We start from the raw sequence: 17,006 nt of genomic DNA, 5'->3' as shown, positions 1-17,006 counted from the left end.
CGCCCCGATCCAAGCCGCGCACCACACGCGACACCTCCCCGGCCGCGGCGGGCCCGGTCGTGGCGCGAATCACCAGCTCCGGCCGGGCCGTGGCCGGTGACCGGCCGGTAGATTCAACGGGCGAACGGTGCCGGACGGCGCCCGCCGGTGGAACTTGTTCTACCTTATCGCGAGCGACTACGCTCGCGCGGAAGCGGCCGGCGCGCGAGACGCGCGACGGCGTAGACAGCGAGAAGGGGCCGCGTGTGACCGCAGAGGCCATACGGGACGCAGCGTCACGACCGGTGGTCTCGGACCGTCCGGGTGACGCGCACGGCGCGGGCGGCCCCGAAGGCGCCCTGCGGATCGCGCTGCTGACCTACAAGGGGAACCCGTTCTGCGGCGGCCAGGGCGTCTACGTGCGCCACCTGTCGCGGGAGCTGGCCGCGCTCGGCCACCGGGTGGAGGTCATCGGCGCCCAGCCGTACCCGGTGCTCGACGAGGGCGTGACGCTCACCGAGCTGCCGAGCCTGGACCTCTACCGGCAGCCGGACCCCTTCCGCACCCCCTCCCGCGAGGAGATCCGCGACTGGGTGGACGCGCTGGAGGTCGGCACGATGTGGACCGGCGGTTTCCCCGAACCGCTCACCTTCTCGCTCCGGGCCCGCCGCCATCTGGCCGCCCGCCGCGGCGAGTTCGACGTCGTGCACGACAACCAGACGCTCGGCTACGGGCTGCTGGGCGACCTCGGCGCGCCGCTGGTCACCACCATCCACCACCCCATCACCGTGGACCGCGAGCTCGATCTGGCCGCCGCGCGCGGCCTGGCCAAACGCGCCTCGGTGCGCCGCTGGTACGCGTTCACCCGGATGCAGAAGCGGGTCGCCCGCCGCCTGGACTCCGTACTGACCGTCTCCGGCACCTCCCGGGACGAGATCGTCGAGCACCTCCGGGTACGGCCGGCGCGGATCTCCGTGGTGCACATCGGCGCCGACAGCCGGGTGTTCTCACCCGACGCCTCCGTGCCGGAGGTGCCGGGCCGCATCGTGACCACGTCCAGCGCGGACGTCCCGCTCAAGGGCCTGGTCCACCTCGTGGAGGCGCTGGCCAAGGTCCGCACCGAGCAGCCGCACGCCCACCTGGTCGTGGTCGGCAAGCGGGCGGACGACGGCCCGGTGGCCGCCGCCATCGAACGCCTCGGACTCGGCGACGCCGTCGAGTTCGTCAAGGGCATCAGCGACGCCGAGCTGGCGGACCTGGTGCGCGGCGCCCAGGTGGCCTGCGTGCCGTCCCTCTACGAGGGCTTCTCGCTGCCGGCCGCCGAGGCCATGGCCACCGGCACGCCGCTGGTCGCCACCACCGGCGGGGCGATCCCCGAGGTGGCCGGCCGGGACGGCGAGACGTGCCTCGCGGTTCCGCCGGGCGACGCCGGCGCGCTCGCCCAGGCGCTGACCAGACTGCTCGCCGACGGCGGACTCCGCCGCCGGATCGGCGCCGCCGGCCGGGAACGGGTCCTCGCCCGCTTCACCTGGCGGCAGGCGGCCCTGGGCACCGTCGAACGCTACCGGGAGGCCCTGGAAGCGTCCCGGGGCGTTCACGGCGCCCGCGGCGGCCGTTGACCACCGCACCCGATCCGCCCCGAACCGCCCCGCTCGACCGACCGTCGATCCTCCCCATCCCACGCCCTCACCCCCGGACGAAAGCAGAGAGCCCGTGCTGACCGTCGACTTCTCCCGGTTCCCGCTCGCCCCAGGCGACCGAGTGCTCGATCTGGGCTGCGGTGCCGGCCGGCACGCCTTCGAGTGCTATCGGCGCGGCGCCCGGGTGGTCGCGTTGGACCAGAACAGCGAGGAGATCCGCGAGGTGGCGAAGTGGTTCGCCGCCATGGAGGAGGCCGGCGAGGCGCCCAAGGGCGCGACGGCCACCGCGATGGAGGGCGACGCGCTCGCCCTGCCGTTCCCCGACGACAGCTTCGACGTCGTGATCATTTCCGAGGTGATGGAGCACATCCACGACGACAAGGGCGTGCTCGCCGAGATGGTCCGGGTGCTGCGCCCCGGCGGCCGGATCGCCGTCACCGTGCCGCGCTACGGGCCCGAGCGGATCTGCTGGGCGCTCTCCGACGCGTACCACGAGGTCGAGGGCGGCCACATCCGCATCTACAAGGCCGACGAACTCATCGGCCGGATCCGCGAGGCCGGGCTGCGGCCCTACGGCAGCCACCACGCGCACGCCCTGCACTCCCCGTACTGGTGGCTCAAGTGCGCCTTCGGCGTGGAGAAGGACGGCGACGAGGCGGCGCTGCCGGTGCGCGCCTACCACAAGCTGCTGGTCTGGGACATCATGAAGAAGCCGCTGGCCACCCGGCTCGCCGAGAAGGCGCTGGACCCGCTCATCGGCAAGAGCCTGGTCGTCTACGCCACCAAGCCGCACAACCCGAAGGCGGCGGCGTGACCAGCCCGGAGCGTACCGAACGGCTGGTCCTGCCCGGCGTTCTGACGGCCGAGCAGGCTCGGCAGACGGTCGCCGGCATCGCGGCCGGTCAGCGCGAGGACGGCGCGATCCCCTGGTTCCGCGGCCACCACCTCGATCCGTGGGACCACGTCGAGGCGGCGATGGCACTGGACACGGCGGGGGAGCACGGCCGGGCCGAGGCCGCCTACGACTGGCTCGCCCGCCACCAACTGCCCGACGGCTCCTGGTACGCCGCCTACCACGACGGCGACGCCGCCGCCCCCACCGACCGGGGGCGGGAGAGCAACTTCTGCGCCTACGTGGCCGTCGGCGTCTGGCACCACTATCTGGCCACCGGAGACGAGGCGTTCGTCGAGCGGATGTGGCCGGTCGTGGTCGCGGCCGTGGAGTTCGTCCTCGAACTCCAGCAGCCCGGCGGCCAGATCGGCTGGAAGCGCGAGGACGACGGCACGCCCGTCAACGACGCGCTGCTCACCGGCTCCTCATCGGTGTACCACGCCCTGCGCTGCGCGCTGGCGCTGGCCGAACACCGCGAAGAACCGCAGCCGGACTGGGAGTTGGCGGCCGGCTGGCTGGGGCACGCGATCGCCTGCCACCCGGAGCGCTTCCTGGACAAGTCCCGCTACTCGATGGACTGGTACTACCCGGTGCTCGGCGGCGCGGTCACCGGGCAGGCCGGCCGCGACCGCCTCCGGGAGCGCTGGGACGACTTCGTGGTGCCGGGCCTCGGGGTGCGCTGCGTGGTGCCCAACCCGTGGGTGACGGGCGGCGAGAGCGCCGAGTTGGCGCTGGCCCTGTGGGCGGTCGGCGAGTCCGACCGCGCGCTGGACGTGCTGCGCTGGATCGGCCATCTCCGCGCGGACGACGGCATGTACTGGACGGGCTATGTCTTCGCCGACGAGGCGGTGTGGCCGCTGGAGCAGACGACGTGGACGGCCGGCTCGGTGCTGCTGGCGGTGGCCGCGCTGGGCGGCGACGAGGCGACCGTGCAGGTCTTCGGCGGCGAGCGGCTGCCGCACGGCCTCACCCCGGACTGCTGCTGACAAGCACCGGGACTCTGCAACGCGGAACGGCCCGCCACCCCGAGAGGGCGGCGGGCCGTCGCCGTTGACGTGCGCGGACCGCTCAGCCGCGCTGGATGCCCGAGGTGTCCTGGAGGACGCCGCGACGACCGTCCTGGGTCTGGGCGATCAGGACCTGACCGCGCTGCTCGACCGCCAGGTACCAGGTACCCGGGGCGAGTTCGGCGATCGGGTTGGGCGAGCCGTCCTCACCGAACAGCGGCCGGGCGGCGGGCACGGCGAACCAGAACGGCTGGAAGTTCGGGTCCGGCGCGGCGGCCTGCGGCTGCGCGGGCTGGTGCTGGGCCGGCTGGGCCTGCCCGCCCGGCTGCTGGCCGCCGTACGACGGCTGGCCCTGCTGCGGCGCCGGGTAGCCGTACCCGCCGGGCTGGGGCTGGCCGGGCTGCTGCGGCTGGCCGGGCTGCGGCTGACCGGGCTGGTGGGCGCCGGGGTAGCCGTAGCCGCCGGGCTGCTGCGGCTGGCCGGGCTGGGGCTGGCCGGGCTGCGGCTGACCGTACGGCGTCAGGCCCGCGTTCGGACCGGAACCGGAGATCAGCGGGACCCGCAGCGCCGGCACGTAGAAACCGGCGATCGTCACACCGGTGAGCAGGAACAGCGCCAGGAGACCGATCCACTGGCCGGCACCGACGTTCAGGTTGTCGATGACGCTGCCGAACTTCCGGGTCAGCGTCCAGACCGCGCTCCAGGTGGCGAACACCGCGAGGGCGACGCCCCACTGGCCCAGCTTGAGGCCGAGGAACTGGGTGTTCTCCGGCAGGAAGCGGGAGCCGACCGTGAGACCTGCGGAGATCAGACCGGGAAGGAAGATCGCGGGCAGGACCGGCCAGTAGAGGTTGGACCATCCGTTGCGTTCGAAGGGGATGTCGGTGCCCGGTGGCACCCTCAGGCCCCCCGTGTCCGCCGTGTAGAAGTTGAGGAACGAGGCGAGCAACAGCAGTGCCGCTGCCACGAGCACCACTGCGTCGCCTCGGGTGAGCGAGCGGTTGTTCACATCAGATCCTTCGTCGATCTTGTCGTCATGGTCCGGTCATCACGGGGGCTGCACCATCGTACGGACAGTGGGCGCCGCCGCCCGCATCCCCCCGTGCTCCGGTACCGGGGTGCCACGGGATGCGACGGCTGTCCCAGTTGTGCGAGTTGGGTGGCATGTCCTCGGTGGCGGTTCCCCCGTGGCGGTTCCCCCTGGCCTTCCACCGCTGCTCGCTAACGCTTTCCTACCAGGAACGACGTCACTCCGTCAGCGATTCCACGCGCGGCCTTCCGCTGCCACGCCGGATCGGTCAGCAGTGCGACGTCCTCGGCGTCCCGCATGTTGCCGCACTCCAGGAACACCTTCGGCACCCGGGAGAGGTTCAGCCCGCCGAGGTCGTCGCGGGTCGTCAGCCCGGTCGCGGCCGTCTCCGGGCCCAGGTAGCCGGCCGGCCGCATGCCGGTCGCCGAGCGGTAGCGGTCGGCGAGATGGCCGCCGAGCCGACGGGACTCCTCGACGATGCCGGTGGTGTCCGCCGCGCCCGCCTTCACGGCAGCCGGAAGGATCACGTGGAAGCCCCGGTTGCCGGGTGCTGAGCCGTCCGCGTGCACGGAGACCACCGCGTCGGCCTTCTCCCGGTTGCCGATACGGGCCCGCTCGTCGATGCACGGGCCGAACGGGCGGTCGTCGTCCTGCGTGAGCTTCACCACGGCGCCGCGCTCCTCCAGCAGCGTCCGCACGCGCCGGGAGACCTCCAGCGTGAACCGCGCCTCCGGATAGCCGGCGTCGCTCGCCGTACCGGTGGTGTCGCACTCCTTCCGGCCGGTACCGATGTCCACCCGCCGGTTCAGCTCGGCCGGGTGGTTCCGGTTGCCCGGATTGTGGCCGGGGTCGATGACAACAACCTTCCCAGTGAGGGCCGTTGACGTCTCGGGGCGGCTACCGTGGTCGGCGGGCCCGGACTTCGACGGACCGGGGCTCGTCTCGGGCGGCCCGCTCGGCTCCGCCGGTTCCGGAGTCCCGCTTCCCGGGTCGGTCGTCGAGGGCGCGGCGGGCGGACGTGCGGTGTCCGTCTCGCGTCCCGCGTCGGCGCGTCGCGCCACCAGCCACACCAGACCGGCCGCCAGGCACAGCGGCAGCACCACCGCGAGCACGGTGAACAGACGGCGCCCGCCGGACATCAGATGCCGTCGCCCGTGCGGCGCAGCACCCGCAGCGAGCCCGTCACCGACTCCTCGCGGAACGCTCCCGACCCAAGCGCCCGCCGGTACACCCGGAACGGCGCCTGACCGCCGTCGGCTGGGTCGGGGAAGACGTCGTGCACGACCAGCAGCCCGCCCACGGCCAGATGCGGCGCCCAGCCCTCGTAGTCGCCGCTCGCGTGCTCGTCGGTGTGGCCGCCGTCGACGAACACCAGCCCGAGCGGCTTCCCCCACACGGCGGCGACCTGCGGCGAACGCCCGACGATCGCCACGACGTGCTCCTCGAGCCCGGCCGCGCGCAGCGTCCGGCGGAAGGTGGGCAGCGTGTCCATCAGCCCGACCTCGGGGTCGACAAGACCCGGGTCGTGGTACTCCCAACCGGGCTGCTGCTCCTCGCTGCCCCGGTGGTGGTCGACGGTGACCGCCGTCACGCCGCCCGCCCGGGCGGCCTCGGCCAGCAGGATCGTGGAACGGCCGCAGTAGGTGCCCACCTCCAGCAGCGGCAGCCCGGTCGCGGCGGCCTCCACGGCGGCCGCGTACAGGGCAAGCCCCTCGTCGCGGGGCATGAATCCCTTCGCGGCCTCGAAGGCGGCGAGTGTCTCGGGCGGGGGAGTGCTCATGCCGTCATGCTGCCCCATCGCCCGACGGCTGCCCAGCCGGGGGTCGCCCCGGACCGGGGCGCGCGCGGGGTGGTGAGGTGGTGACGCGGAGGACCCGGCCGGCTGACGTGGGATCAGCCGACCGGGTCATCTCTCCCCTCGTCCCGAGGGCGGACGCGGGCGGGGGCGCTCCAGGCTGTGGAGGGGAACAGCGCCCGACGCCCGCGTCCTGGCGGACACCGCCGAAGGTCCGGCACCTCTCGGCGGGTTCAGTGGTGGTGTCCGGTACCACTGTGGCGGCCGGAATCGTGCGAGTCACCCCTTTCCACCGTGCCGCCCAGTTTGCCGCGCAACCGTTTCAGCGCCGCCGGTTCACCGACGGCCAGCCAACGGCTGCCGACCAGATACGTGCCGCCGTAGGGCTTGGCCTCGTCAAGCCAGGCCCGCTGCCCGCCGGCCGAGGTGAAGGTCGCCAGGACAAAACGGGACTTCCCGCTTCCGCACACGCCCTGACGTACCTCGCTCGCGTCGACGTTGACCGTGAGGTCGCACGACACCTCGGCGGCGAGCTGCTCCAACGTGGCGGCGGCCGGGGGCTTCCGCACACTCTCGCTCCCGCCCGACGGCCCGCTGTCACCCGCCCGGCCGAGGAGCAGTAGCAGCGCCGCGCACACGGCTGCCGCTCCGGCCGCTCCCGCGAAGCTCCTCTGGTGCCCTGCGGACGACAGCATCGGTTCCTCCTCTCCGCCGGCCCCTTGAGAGGGGACCGGCACGTGGGTCAGTTGGTGCAGTTGCGGCCGGAGTTGATGCAGTTCGTGACCCGCTTCATCAGCCGGTCCGACATCACGTTGATGAAGTCGCCGTGGTCGGTGATCGGCTTGTGCAGCTGCTCGGGGAAGGAGTCGACCGCGAAGACCGTCCCCCTCGGCAGGTCGTAGGTGATGCGCTGGACCATCTGCGGGATGGCCCGGAAGCCGCGCTTGCAGCTCCCGTCGCGCCGGGCGAAGTCGACGTGCGTGCGGTGGTTCGCGCTGTCGATGTTGCGCCCGTCCCAGCAGCTCTGGAAGCGCAGCGTGCGCACGACCTGGCTGCCCTCCGGGCAGATCGGGTACTTGTTCTTCAACTGGCGGTCCTCGAAGCCGGTGCAGCTCCAGGAGGCGTTGGCGTTGCCGACCCCGTTGGTGAACGCCTTGGCGTCACCGGTGATGATGCGCAGGAAGCGCGGCATCGCCGTCACCTTCTGCCGGGGGTTGCCCTCGAAGGTGAGGGTGACCGACGCCGGCGTCTGGATCTGGCCGACGTTGCCGTCCTGACCGCCGCCGGGCTCGTTGACGTCCCGCTCGTTCTGGCCGTTCTGGAGCCGCAGCACGGGCCAGAAGTAGGACGACTTGTCGTCCTGGTTGGCGCAGGTCGTTCCGGCCCGGGCGAGGTCGTCGTCACTGGCGAACGCGTCGTTGCCCTGGTTGCCGACGTAGTCGTGCATGTGGTGGGCGCCGTTGCTCACCCCGGGCGCGACGATGACGTTGTCCGGGTTGAACAGGCCGTTCTCGTTGCGGCCGCACTCGGTCGTGAACTTGCCGCGCGAGGCGCCGCTGCGGATGCGCTGCTGCGGCACGTTCGGGCGGATGCGGGTGATGTCGACGAAGTCCGAACGGGCCGGCCCGCCGGGCCGCGCGTTGTTGTTCTGCCCGTTGCCGTTCTGGTTGTTCCCGTCCTGGCCGTTCCCGTCCTGGCCGTCGCCGTTCTGGTCGCCCTGGCCGCCGTTCTGCTCGGGCGCCCCGCCGTCGCGCCCGTCGCCGTTCCGGTCGCCGCCGTTCTGCCCACCGTCGCGGCGGTCGGCCGCGATGGGCTCGGGCACGTTCTCCTTGAGCTGGCAGCCGGCCAGCTCCTCCAGCCCGGACGGGCGGGGCGCGCTGCGGCTGATGGCAATGGTGATCCTGTTGATCGCCGCCGTACGCCGGCTCTCCAGCGGGCCGAGGATGGCGTTCCTGGCGTAGTTCGGGTCCTGCCGTACCTGCCGGTCCGACCAGCGCAGCTTCTTGTACGCGAACGCGACCTGGGCGTCCAGCTGCGCGAGGTTCCGACTCACCTCCCGGCGGGCCTTGCGGGGCACCTCCGGCAGCGCGTCGGCCACCTCGGGGCAGGCGATCGTCGACATGCCCTGGGCCGCCTGGTCCTGCGGCTGGGCGGCGCGCGGGGCGGTGCCGCTCGAACTGCCGGCGTTGGCGTAGACGTTGGCCGCCGCCAGACCGCCGCCCCCCAGCAGCAGTGCCAGCCCGGCGGCGGCCGTTCTGTTCCGCAGCCGGGAGCGCCGATGCGTCTTGACACTCATGGAATCCCTCTCCTGTCCTAGCGGGGGTGGGGCATGGCCCTTCTAGGGCCCTGTCTGACAGATCCCGCCTTGCTCGCGACGCCTGGCATGGCTGTTTGTCAGACAGGCCCTAGGGCGCGCTCTCATGCTGCTGACCGGTCCAGGAGCCGGGGGCGAAGTGCTCAAAGGTGCTCAAGTTTCCGGACGCGGTGAGAGGGGAAGAGGAGAGCGGCCGTATCGGGGGCGGATCGAGCTGTCGGTGGCGGGTGCGACGATGGCCCGATGAAACGGTTGACGAGCGACGACGACCTGCTCGCGGGGCAGAAACGCGAGCAGAAGGGCGGCGGACGCGGCTTCGTGGTGCTGGTCGCCGCCTGCCTCGGCCAGTTCCTCGTGGTGTTGGACGTCTCGGTTGTCAACGTGGCGCTGCCGTCGATGCGCGCCGACCTCGGTATGAGCGCACCCGGTCTCCAGTGGGTGCTGAACGCCTACACCATCACCTTCGCCGGACTGATGCTGCTCGGCGGTCGCGCGGCCGACCTCTTCGGCCGCAAGACGACCTTCCTCTGCGGGCTCGGGCTGTTCACCGCGGCGAGTCTGGCGGGCGGCCTCGCCCAGGAGGGCTGGCAGCTGGTCGCCGCCCGGGCCGCCCAGGGCGTCGGCGCGGCGGTGCTCTCCCCAGCGACGCTGACGATCCTCACGTCCTCCTTCCCCGAGGGCCCGGCCCGCGCCCGGGCCATAGGCACCTGGACGGCCGTCGGCGCCGGTGGCGGCGCGGCCGGCGGCCTCGTCGGCGGGGTGCTCACCGACGCCCTGTCCTGGCGCTGGGTGCTGCTGATCAACGTGCCCGTCGGTGCGGTCGTCCTGGTGGCTGCCGCGTTCTGGCTCACCGAGCGGCGGGTCCGCGGCGGCCGCCGGCTGGACCTGCCCGGCGCCGCGCTGGTCACCGGCGGTCTGGCCGCGGTGGCGTACGGCGTCGTGCAGACGGAGTCGGTGGGCTGGTCGGCGCCGGGCGCGCTGCTGCCGCTCGGCGGTGGGCTGCTGCTGCTCGGCTGCTTTGTCGCCGTCGAGGCCCGGGTGCGGGCGCCGCTGGTGCCGCTGCGGGTCTTCCGCGCCGGCACGGTCTCGGCGGCGAACGCCGCGATGTTCATCAACGGCATGGCGATGTTCTCCATGTGGTTCTTCATCTCGCTGTACATGCAGAACGTGTTGGAGTTCACGCCGCTCCAGGCCGGACTCGGCTTCATACCGCAGTCGCTGAGCATCGTGCTCGCCTCCAAGCTGGCGCCGCGCCTCATGGCCTTCACCGGTGCCCGCAACCTGGCCGTCGTCGGAGTGCTGGTGGCCGCCGTCGGCTGCCTGTGGCAGAGCGGGATGCACGCCGACGGCACCTACGCGACAACCGTGCTGGTGCCGGGGGTCCTGATGGCGATCGGCGTCGGGCTGGCGGCGACCCCGCTCGCCACGCTCGCCACCGCCGGCGCCGCCCCCGAGGAGGCCGGCCTGGTCTCCGGCCTGGTCAACACCTCCCGCACGATGGGCGGCGCGCTGGGCATCGCGGTGCTCACCACCGTCGCCACCGCGCACGGCGGCGACAGCTCCGACCCGGCGGAGATGGCCCACGGGCTCGGCGTCAGCTTTGTCGTCAGCGCGGTCGTCCTGACCGTCTCTGTGGCGCTGATGCTCACCGCGCTTCCCGGCCGGGCCACCCCGCCCGCCCGCTCCGGGCGATGACCGGGACCGCCCTGTTGACTTCTCGTCAACAGGGCGCCTATACAGAAGGCCCGTGCCGGCTAGAACGTGTTCCATCGCCCAGGCCAAGGAGAGCACCGATGCCGATCAACGCCGACGAGGCGCTTGCCGCGAAGCCCAGCACCAGCCGCGTCGACTGGACCCACAAGGACGTACAGCTCTACCACCTGGGGCTCGGTGCCGGCGCCCCCGCCACCGACCCGGCCGAGCTGCGGTACCTGCTGGAGGACCGGCTCACGGTGCTGCCCTCCTTCGCCACCGTCGCGGGCGGATGGATGGGGCTGGTCAGCGGACTCTCCGCGCCGGGCATCGAGGTCGACCTGATGGCCGTGCTGCACGGCGGCCAACGGGTCCGGCTGCACCGGCCGATCCCCGCCCAGGGCTCGGCCGAGCAGACCTCCCGCGTCGCCGCCCTCTACGACAAGGGCCGCTCGGCGGTACTCGTCCTGCGCACGGAGGCCGCCGACGACGACGGCCCCCTGTGGTCCTGCGACACCGAACTCTTCCTGCGCGGCGAGGGCGGCTTCGGCGGCGACCGCGGCCCCTCCGCCCGCCTGGAGACCCCCGACCGCGAACCCGACCGGGTGCTGGAGACTCCGGTGCGGGAGGACCAGGCCCTGCTGTACCGCCTCAACGGCGACTGGAACCCGTTGCACGCCGACCCCGAGTTCGCCGCGCTGGCCGGCTTCGACCGGCCGATCCTGCACGGCCTGTGCACGTACGGCATGACACTCAAGGCGGTCGTGGACGCCGAACTCGACGGGGACGTCACCCGTGTCGCCGACTACCGCGCGCGATTCGCCGGAGTCGTCTACCCCGGCGAGACGCTGCGCATCCGGCTCTGGCGCGAGCCGGAGCACCGAACGCGGATCCTGGTCACGGCCGTCGAACGAGACGACGCGGTCGTCCTCTCGGACACGGAAGTCGTCACGCGATGAGCCCCGCCCTGGAGTCCCACCGAGACTGAGGACGAGCAGCCGCCAGGCCGCGACACGGGGTCCGGGGCGGAGCCCCGGCAGACGGGAACTTGGAGCCCCGGGAAACGGGAACTTGTGGGGGTCCCCCGGCCGGAGGCCGGGGGAGGGACCGGGGCACCACCCCGCCGCCCGCTTGCCCGCGCCGACCTCAGGGCAGTGGCGCCTGCTGGAGCGGTACGGGCCGGGAAGAGCCCGTCCCCGCTTCCGCGCCGGGCGACGGCCCCTCAGCGGCCGTACGGTCGAGCGTGTGCAGCGCCTCGTCGAGCGCGTCGGCGTGTGGCCCGTCACCGCGGGGCCGCGGCGGGCTCGGCGCGGTCGCCAGAGGCCCCGGCTCGGCCTCCCGCCGGGCGGCGGTGGCGGGCGCGGCACCACTGCCGCCGCGCGCACCCGGCGGCGCCCCGGTCGCGGCGGTGCGCGCGGCCGTCGGCGGCGGCTCCACTGCGGGGTGGGCGCGGGCCAGCCCGCACGGTTCGTAGGGCAGCCGGAGTTCCCCCGTCGCGCCGAGCAGCCCCGCGCCCGGCAGCCACCCCCGGGGCGCCGCCAGGTGCCGCAGCCGGGTGCCCGGCCGCCACCACGCCACCCACGTGCCGTTCGGTCCGTCCGCCCGCAGCGCGACGGCCGCGTCCTCCGGTACCAGCGCCTGGCCCGGTTGCACGGCGAACGGCTCCAGCCTCACCTCCGGCATGTGGAGCGCCTCCGGGAAGCGCACCGGTCGATGGCTGCCGAGCACTCCCCAGCCCAGCCGGGTCTCGCCCGGCGCGTCGGAGCGGACGAGCAGCAGCCCGCTGTCGGCGTCGGCGAGCACCACCTCGTCCTGGCTCTCCTCGGTGATCTGGAGCAGCGGGCTGGTCGTGCCGCCCCTGGCCAGGTCGACGGCGACGGCCTTGGCCGGAGTCTCGCCCGACCGCCGGTTGAGCGCCAACAGACGCCCCTCGCGGTCCAGCCAGTGCCCGGAGACACACGTCCCGGGCACGTCCGCCACCGGCCGGGGGCCGCCCTCCGTGCCCGGCCCGGTGACCTGCCACACCCGTGTGGCGCGCCCGTTCGGTGTCATCAACAGCGCCGAGCGGCCGTCCGGAGCCGCCGGCAGCAGCGTCACCGTGCCCGACTGGACCGTCCCGAGCGGGAGTTCGCCGGTCTCCGGACCGGTGGGGTAGAGCAGCGCCAGCCGGTGTGCCGTCGGTGTCGTGGAGGCGGCGCCCTCCGGGCGGGCCACCAGCACCCGTCCGTCGGCCAGCGCCAGCACCTGGCAGTCGGCCGGTTCCGGCCGCGCGGCGGGCAGCGCCACCACGTACGGCTCGGGGCCGCTGAGCGTCCAGCGCTCGACGTAGGGGCCGGCCGTGCCCGCGACGAGCCGGGCGGCGTACGAGCCGTCGGCCGCCGGCGACCAGCCGCCGTGCCCCCTCGTGCCGCCGCCAGTCGCCGTTTCGATAGCACACGCTGTCATCGGGGGAACACCTCCGGTGACGACGCTAGGGTTCTTCGTGCCTCTCCGTGGTCGTCGTGCGAAGCCGGTTCATCCTTACGCGTGGTGCTGCGGCGGATCGGCTGTGCGACGGTGCCGGATGTGCTTCGGACGCGGACCGCCGAGGGGCCCCGGCGACAGGTAGCCTTTCCCCGTGCCCGCACTCTCCGATGTCATCCAAGCCCTCGACGCCCTCTGGCCCCCGGAGCGCGCCGAACAGTGGGACGCCGTCGGCCTCGTCTGCGGCGATCCGTCCGCCGAGGTGAACCGGGTACTGATCGCGGTGGACCCGGTGCCGGCTGTCGCGGCCGAGGCGGTCGCCTTCGACGCCGACCTGCTGCTCACCCACCACCCGCTCTACCTGCGGGGCACCACGACCGTGGCGGCCGACACCTTCAAGGGCCGCGTCGTCCACACCCTGATCAAGAACGACATCGCGCTGCACGTCGCGCACACCAACGCCGACCGCGCCGACCCCGGCGTCTCCGACGCCCTCGCCGGTGCGCTCGGGCTGCGCGTCGTCGGCCCGCTGGTGCCCGACCCCGACGACCCGGAGGGCCGACGCGGCCTCGGTCGTGTCTGCGAGCTTCCCGAGGCGCTGTCGCTCGCGGCCTTCGCCCAGCACACCGCGGCCTCCCTGCCGGCCACCGCGCAGGGCGTGCGGGCCGGCGGCGACCCCGACATGATGGTCCGTACGGTCGCCGTCTGCGGCGGCTCCGGCGACAGCCTGTTCGACCGGGTGCGCGCGGCCGGCGTCGACGCCTACGTCACCGCCGACCTCCGCCACCACCCCGCGTCCGAGGCCCGCGAGCACTCCCCGCTCGGCCTGGTCGACGCCGCCCACTGGGCCACCGAGTGGCCCTGGTGCGAGCAGGCCGCCGCCCAGCTCGACGCCGTTTCCGAACGTCACGGCTGGGAGCTGCGCACCAAGGTCTCCCGCACCGTCACCGACCCCTGGACCGCGCACGCGTCCTCCGGTCTCCACCACGACTACGAGTACTCAGGAGCCCCCAACTGAAATCCGCGCCCGCCGACCAGATCCGCCTCCTCGACCTCCAGGAACTCGACGTCAGGCTGAGCCAGCTCGCGCACAAGCGCGACAACCTCCCCGAGCACGCGGAGATCGCCGCCCTGGAGGGCGACCTGACGCAGCTCCGCGACCTGCTCGTCGCCGCCCAGACCGAGGAGGGCGACACCGCGCGCGAGCAGACCAAGGCCGAACAGGACGTCGACCAGGTCCGGCAGCGCGCGGCGCGCGACCAGCAGCGCCTGGACTCCGGGGCCGTCACCAGCCCCAAGGACCTGGAACACCTCCAGAGCGAGATCGTCTCCCTCGCCCGCCGCCAGACCGACCTCGAGGAGGTCGTGCTGGAGATCATGGAGCGCCACGAGGCCGCCGGTGAGCGCGTCTCCGACCTCACCGACCGGGTCGCCTCCGTGCAGGCCAAGGTGGACGACGCCGCCGCCCGCCGGACCGCCGCCACCGGCGAGATCGACGCCGAGATCGAACGCCTCGCCAAGGAGCGCGAGGTGGTCGCCGGATCGGTACCGGCCGACCTGCTCGCCCTCTACGACAAGCTGCGCGGCCAGCAGGGCGGCGTCGGCGCCGCCAAGCTCTACCAGCGCCGCTGCGAGGGCTGCCGACTCGAGCTGAACATCACGGAGTTGAACGAGATCCGCGCCGCCGCCGCCGACGAGGTGCTGCGCTGCGAGAACTGCCGCCGCATCCTCGTGCGCGCGGCCGACTCCGGCCTGTGAGCGACGTCCGCTGAGCGGCGGCTTTCGGCTTTAGGGCGTCGGCTCGCGGGCGGGTTGTGTGCGGTGGGCGAGAACCGAGGGGAACGGTAGGGAAGATGGCACGGCGGTTCATCGTCGAAGCGGACGGGGGCTCGCGCGGCAACCCGGGGCCGGCGGGCTACGGCGCGCTGGTCAGGGAGGCCGACACCGGCCAGGTGCTGGCGGAGACGGCCGAGTTCATCGGCCACGCCACCAACAACGTCGCCGAGTACAAGGGGTTGGTCGCCGGGCTGCGCGCGGCCCGCGAACTCGACCCCGAGGCGACGGTGCGGGTCCGCATGGACTCCAAGCTGGTCGTCGAGCAGATGTCCGGGCGCTGGAAGATCAAGCACCCGGACATGCGTCCGCTCGCCAAGGCGGCGGGCGAGATCTACCCGCCCGGCGCCGTCACCTACGAGTGGATCCCCCGCGCCCAGAACAAGCACGCCGACCAGCTCGCCAACGAGGCGATGGACGCCGGTCGGCGCGGCGAGCAGTGGCGGCCGGCCGACTCCACCGCCGAACTCTCCGCCCCCGCGGCGGCCCCGGAGGCACCCCCGCGGGACGCCGGAAGCTCGGACGCCGCCACGCCCGCCGCTCCTGCCGTGGCCGCCGCCCCTGCCACGTCCGCCGCCCCGGAGCCGGTCGCGCCGCCCGTCGGCTGGGGCGCCGCCGACCTCGGCACGCCCACCACTCTTGTCCTGCTGCGCCACGGCGAGACGGCGCTCACCCCGCAGAAGCGGTTCTCCGGAAGCGGCGGCACAGACCCGGAACTCTCCGAGGCAGGCCGCCGCCAGGCCCGGGCCGTCGCCGATGCACTGGCCGCACGCGGCACCGTGCAGGCCGTCGTCACCTCGCCCCTGCGCCGCTGCCGGGAGACCGCCGAGCTCGCCGCCGACCGGCTGGGTCTCGACGTCCGCGTCGAGGAGGACCTGAGGGAGACCGACTTCGGCGCCTGGGAGGGCCTGACCTTCGCCGAGGTGCGCGAGCGTCATCCGGCGGAACTGGACGCCTGGCTGGCCGACGCGGCCGTCGCCCCGCCGGGCGGTGAGTCCTTCGCCGAGGTCGCCCGCCGCACCGCGCGGGCCAGGGACAAGCTGCTCGCGCGGTACGCGGGCCGCACCGTCCTCGTCGTCACCCATGTCACCCCGGTGAAGACCCTGGTCCGCCTGGCGCTCGGCGCGCCGCCGAAGTCGCTGTTCCGGATGGAACTCGCGGCCGCCTCGCTGTCCGTCGTCGCCTACTACGCCGACGGCAACGCCTCCCTGCGCCTCCTCAACGAGACGGCTCACCTCAGAGGCTGACGGGGGCCGCGCCGCGTCGCGGTGGCCTCAGCGGACCCCGGGTCCCGGCCCGCGAGCGCCGCCGCCTCGGCGGCCAGCGCCGTGACGCGGTCCCAGTCCCGGGCGGCGATCGCCTCCCGGGGCGCCACCCAGGCGCCGCCCACACACCCCACGTTGGGCAGCGCGAGGTAGCGGCCCGCGTTGGCCCGCGTCACGCCGCCGGTCGGGCAGAACCTCGCCTGCGGCAGCGGCCCGACCAACGCGGCCAGCACCGCCGGGCCTCCGGCGGCCTCCGCCGGGAAGAACTTCAGTTCGCGCGCCCCGCGCTCCAGCGCGGCCAGCGCCTCCGACGCCGTCGCCACGCCCGGCACCACCGGCACGCCGCTCTCCAGGCACGCGTCCAGCAGCCGTCCCGTCGAACCCGGCGTCACGAGGAAGCCCGCCCCCGCCGCGACGGCCTCCCGCACCTGCCCGGCCGTGAGCACTGTCCCGGCCCCGACCGCGATCTCCGGCACCTCGGCGGCGATCGCCGCGATGGCGGCCGTCGCCGCCGGCGTCCGCAGCGTCACCTCCACGGCGGTCAGCCCGCCGGCCAGCAGGGCGCGGGCCAACGGCACGGCGGTGGCGGCGTCGTCCACCACCGCGACGGGCAGCACGGGCGCGAAGGAGTCGAGCATGCCGCCATCCTGGCAACAGCCGCACACGCTGCGAAACAGCCGTTGCACACGACGCAACCGCCGCTGCTTCCGTGTGTCAGTGCACGTCCGTGACCACCACGTCCAGCTGCCACGTACGCCCCGCGCGCGCCGGCGCCGTCGGCTCGACCCGGTGGCCGAGCGCGCCCAGCGCCTCCGCCAGCTCCGCGGGCGAACCCGGTCGCGCCCCCGACTCCAACAGCGACCGGACGATCCGCCCCTTCGTCGCCTTGTTGAAGTGACTGACCACCGACCGCTTCTCCACCCCGTCCACCATCTTCGACTGGAGTACCCGGACCGTCGCCGTCCGCGCCGCCAGCTCACCCGCCGGCTTCCACATCGACCCGTACGCCGCCGACCGCAGATCAAGCACCAGACCGTCCGCGACCTGCGGCACGACCTCCGCCATCGGCTTGCGCCAGTACGCCCCCAGCCCGCCC

The 17,006-nt window shown here is 73.7% G+C and carries 16 protein-coding genes; 8 read left to right on the top strand and 8 right to left on the bottom strand.

Annotation, left to right across the window (positions count from 1 at the left end; translation table 11 throughout):
- Positions 1-245 precede the first annotated feature (245 nt).
- The 3 genes from FNX44_RS12375 (at position 246) to FNX44_RS12365 (ending at position 3,497) form a co-directional block, all read left to right on the top strand.
- Entirely contained in the window at positions 246-1,598 is a 1,353-nt protein-coding gene (locus FNX44_RS12375) for a glycosyltransferase family 4 protein (RefSeq protein ID WP_181356193.1), read from the top strand.
- Between the two features lie 94 nt (positions 1,599-1,692).
- Entirely contained in the window at positions 1,693-2,433 is a 741-nt protein-coding gene (locus tag FNX44_RS12370) for a class I SAM-dependent methyltransferase (protein WP_143648108.1), read from the top strand.
- Complete coding sequence (locus FNX44_RS12365) at positions 2,430-3,497, top strand: glucosidase family protein (RefSeq protein ID WP_143648107.1); 1,068 nt, start codon at positions 2,430-2,432, stop codon at positions 3,495-3,497. Before FNX44_RS12370 ends, FNX44_RS12365 begins: the two co-directional genes overlap by 4 nt.
- An 82-nt stretch (positions 3,498-3,579) precedes the next feature.
- Here FNX44_RS12365 and FNX44_RS12360 read toward each other — a convergent pair whose 3' ends face one another.
- From FNX44_RS12360 to FNX44_RS12340, 5 genes are all read right to left on the bottom strand, one after another.
- Entirely contained in the window at positions 3,580-4,527 is a 948-nt protein-coding gene (locus FNX44_RS12360) for a DUF5336 domain-containing protein (protein WP_143648106.1), read from the bottom strand.
- 212 nt (positions 4,528-4,739) lie between these two features.
- Positions 4,740-5,687 carry an N-acetylmuramoyl-L-alanine amidase gene (locus FNX44_RS12355; RefSeq protein WP_143648105.1) on the bottom strand — a complete coding sequence of 316 codons (948 nt, stop codon included), beginning with the start codon at positions 5,685-5,687 and terminating at the stop codon, positions 4,740-4,742.
- Entirely contained in the window at positions 5,687-6,328 is a 642-nt protein-coding gene (locus tag FNX44_RS12350; protein WP_143648104.1) for a class I SAM-dependent methyltransferase, read from the bottom strand. The genes FNX44_RS12355 and FNX44_RS12350 overlap by 1 nt, the downstream gene beginning before the upstream one ends.
- A gap of 248 nt (positions 6,329-6,576) precedes the next feature.
- Positions 6,577-7,038, bottom strand: coding sequence for a hypothetical protein (locus tag FNX44_RS12345; RefSeq protein ID WP_143648103.1), 462 nt, complete (start codon positions 7,036-7,038; stop codon positions 6,577-6,579).
- 47 nt (positions 7,039-7,085) lie between these two features.
- On the bottom strand, positions 7,086-8,639 hold the full coding sequence (locus FNX44_RS12340; protein ID WP_143648102.1) for a DUF1996 domain-containing protein: 1,554 nt from the start codon (positions 8,637-8,639) through the stop codon (positions 7,086-7,088).
- A 261-nt stretch (positions 8,640-8,900) separates the two neighbouring features.
- Here FNX44_RS12340 and FNX44_RS12335 point away from each other — a divergent pair, with 261 nt between their 5' ends.
- On the top strand, positions 8,901-10,352 hold the full coding sequence (locus FNX44_RS12335) for an MFS transporter (RefSeq protein ID WP_143648101.1): 1,452 nt from the start codon (positions 8,901-8,903) through the stop codon (positions 10,350-10,352).
- A gap of 98 nt (positions 10,353-10,450) precedes the next feature.
- The gene (chsH3, locus tag FNX44_RS12330; RefSeq protein WP_143648100.1) at positions 10,451-11,308 is read left to right on the top strand and encodes an enoyl-CoA hydratase ChsH3; all 858 of its coding nucleotides are present in this window, start codon (positions 10,451-10,453) and stop codon (positions 11,306-11,308) included.
- A gap of 187 nt (positions 11,309-11,495) precedes the next feature.
- Here chsH3 and FNX44_RS12325 read toward each other — a convergent pair whose 3' ends face one another.
- On the bottom strand, positions 11,496-12,794 hold the full coding sequence (locus FNX44_RS12325) for a hypothetical protein (RefSeq protein ID WP_143648099.1): 1,299 nt from the start codon (positions 12,792-12,794) through the stop codon (positions 11,496-11,498).
- Between the two features lie 172 nt (positions 12,795-12,966).
- Here FNX44_RS12325 and FNX44_RS12320 point away from each other — a divergent pair, with 172 nt between their 5' ends.
- From FNX44_RS12320 to FNX44_RS12310, 3 genes are all read left to right on the top strand, one after another.
- Entirely contained in the window at positions 12,967-13,830 is an 864-nt protein-coding gene (locus FNX44_RS12320) for a Nif3-like dinuclear metal center hexameric protein (protein ID WP_143648098.1), read from the top strand.
- Entirely contained in the window at positions 13,827-14,570 is a 744-nt protein-coding gene (locus tag FNX44_RS12315; protein ID WP_181355365.1) for a zinc ribbon domain-containing protein, read from the top strand. The genes FNX44_RS12320 and FNX44_RS12315 overlap by 4 nt, the downstream gene beginning before the upstream one ends.
- Before the next feature lie 95 nt (positions 14,571-14,665).
- Positions 14,666-15,892, top strand: a complete 1,227-nt coding sequence (locus FNX44_RS12310; RefSeq protein WP_143648097.1) for a bifunctional RNase H/acid phosphatase — start codon at positions 14,666-14,668, stop codon at positions 15,890-15,892.
- On the opposite strand, the gene eda is transcribed toward FNX44_RS12310, so the two are convergent.
- A complete protein-coding gene (gene eda / locus FNX44_RS12305) occupies positions 15,877-16,548 on the bottom strand; it encodes a bifunctional 4-hydroxy-2-oxoglutarate aldolase/2-dehydro-3-deoxy-phosphogluconate aldolase (protein WP_143648096.1) in 672 nt (223 codons plus the stop codon). The genes FNX44_RS12310 and eda overlap by 16 nt on opposite strands.
- Positions 16,549-16,624: 76 nt before the next feature.
- Positions 16,625-17,006: peroxide stress protein YaaA (yaaA, locus tag FNX44_RS12300; protein ID WP_143648095.1), on the bottom strand; the 382-nt coding region annotated here is incomplete at its 5' end.

This window comes from Streptomyces alkaliterrae (genome assembly GCF_007097205.2).
GTDB classification, from domain to species: Bacteria; Actinomycetota; Actinomycetes; order Streptomycetales; family Streptomycetaceae; genus Streptomyces; species Streptomyces alkaliterrae.
The sequence above is the reverse complement of the archived record's forward strand: the minus strand, read 5'-3'. Positions and strand labels throughout refer to the sequence as shown.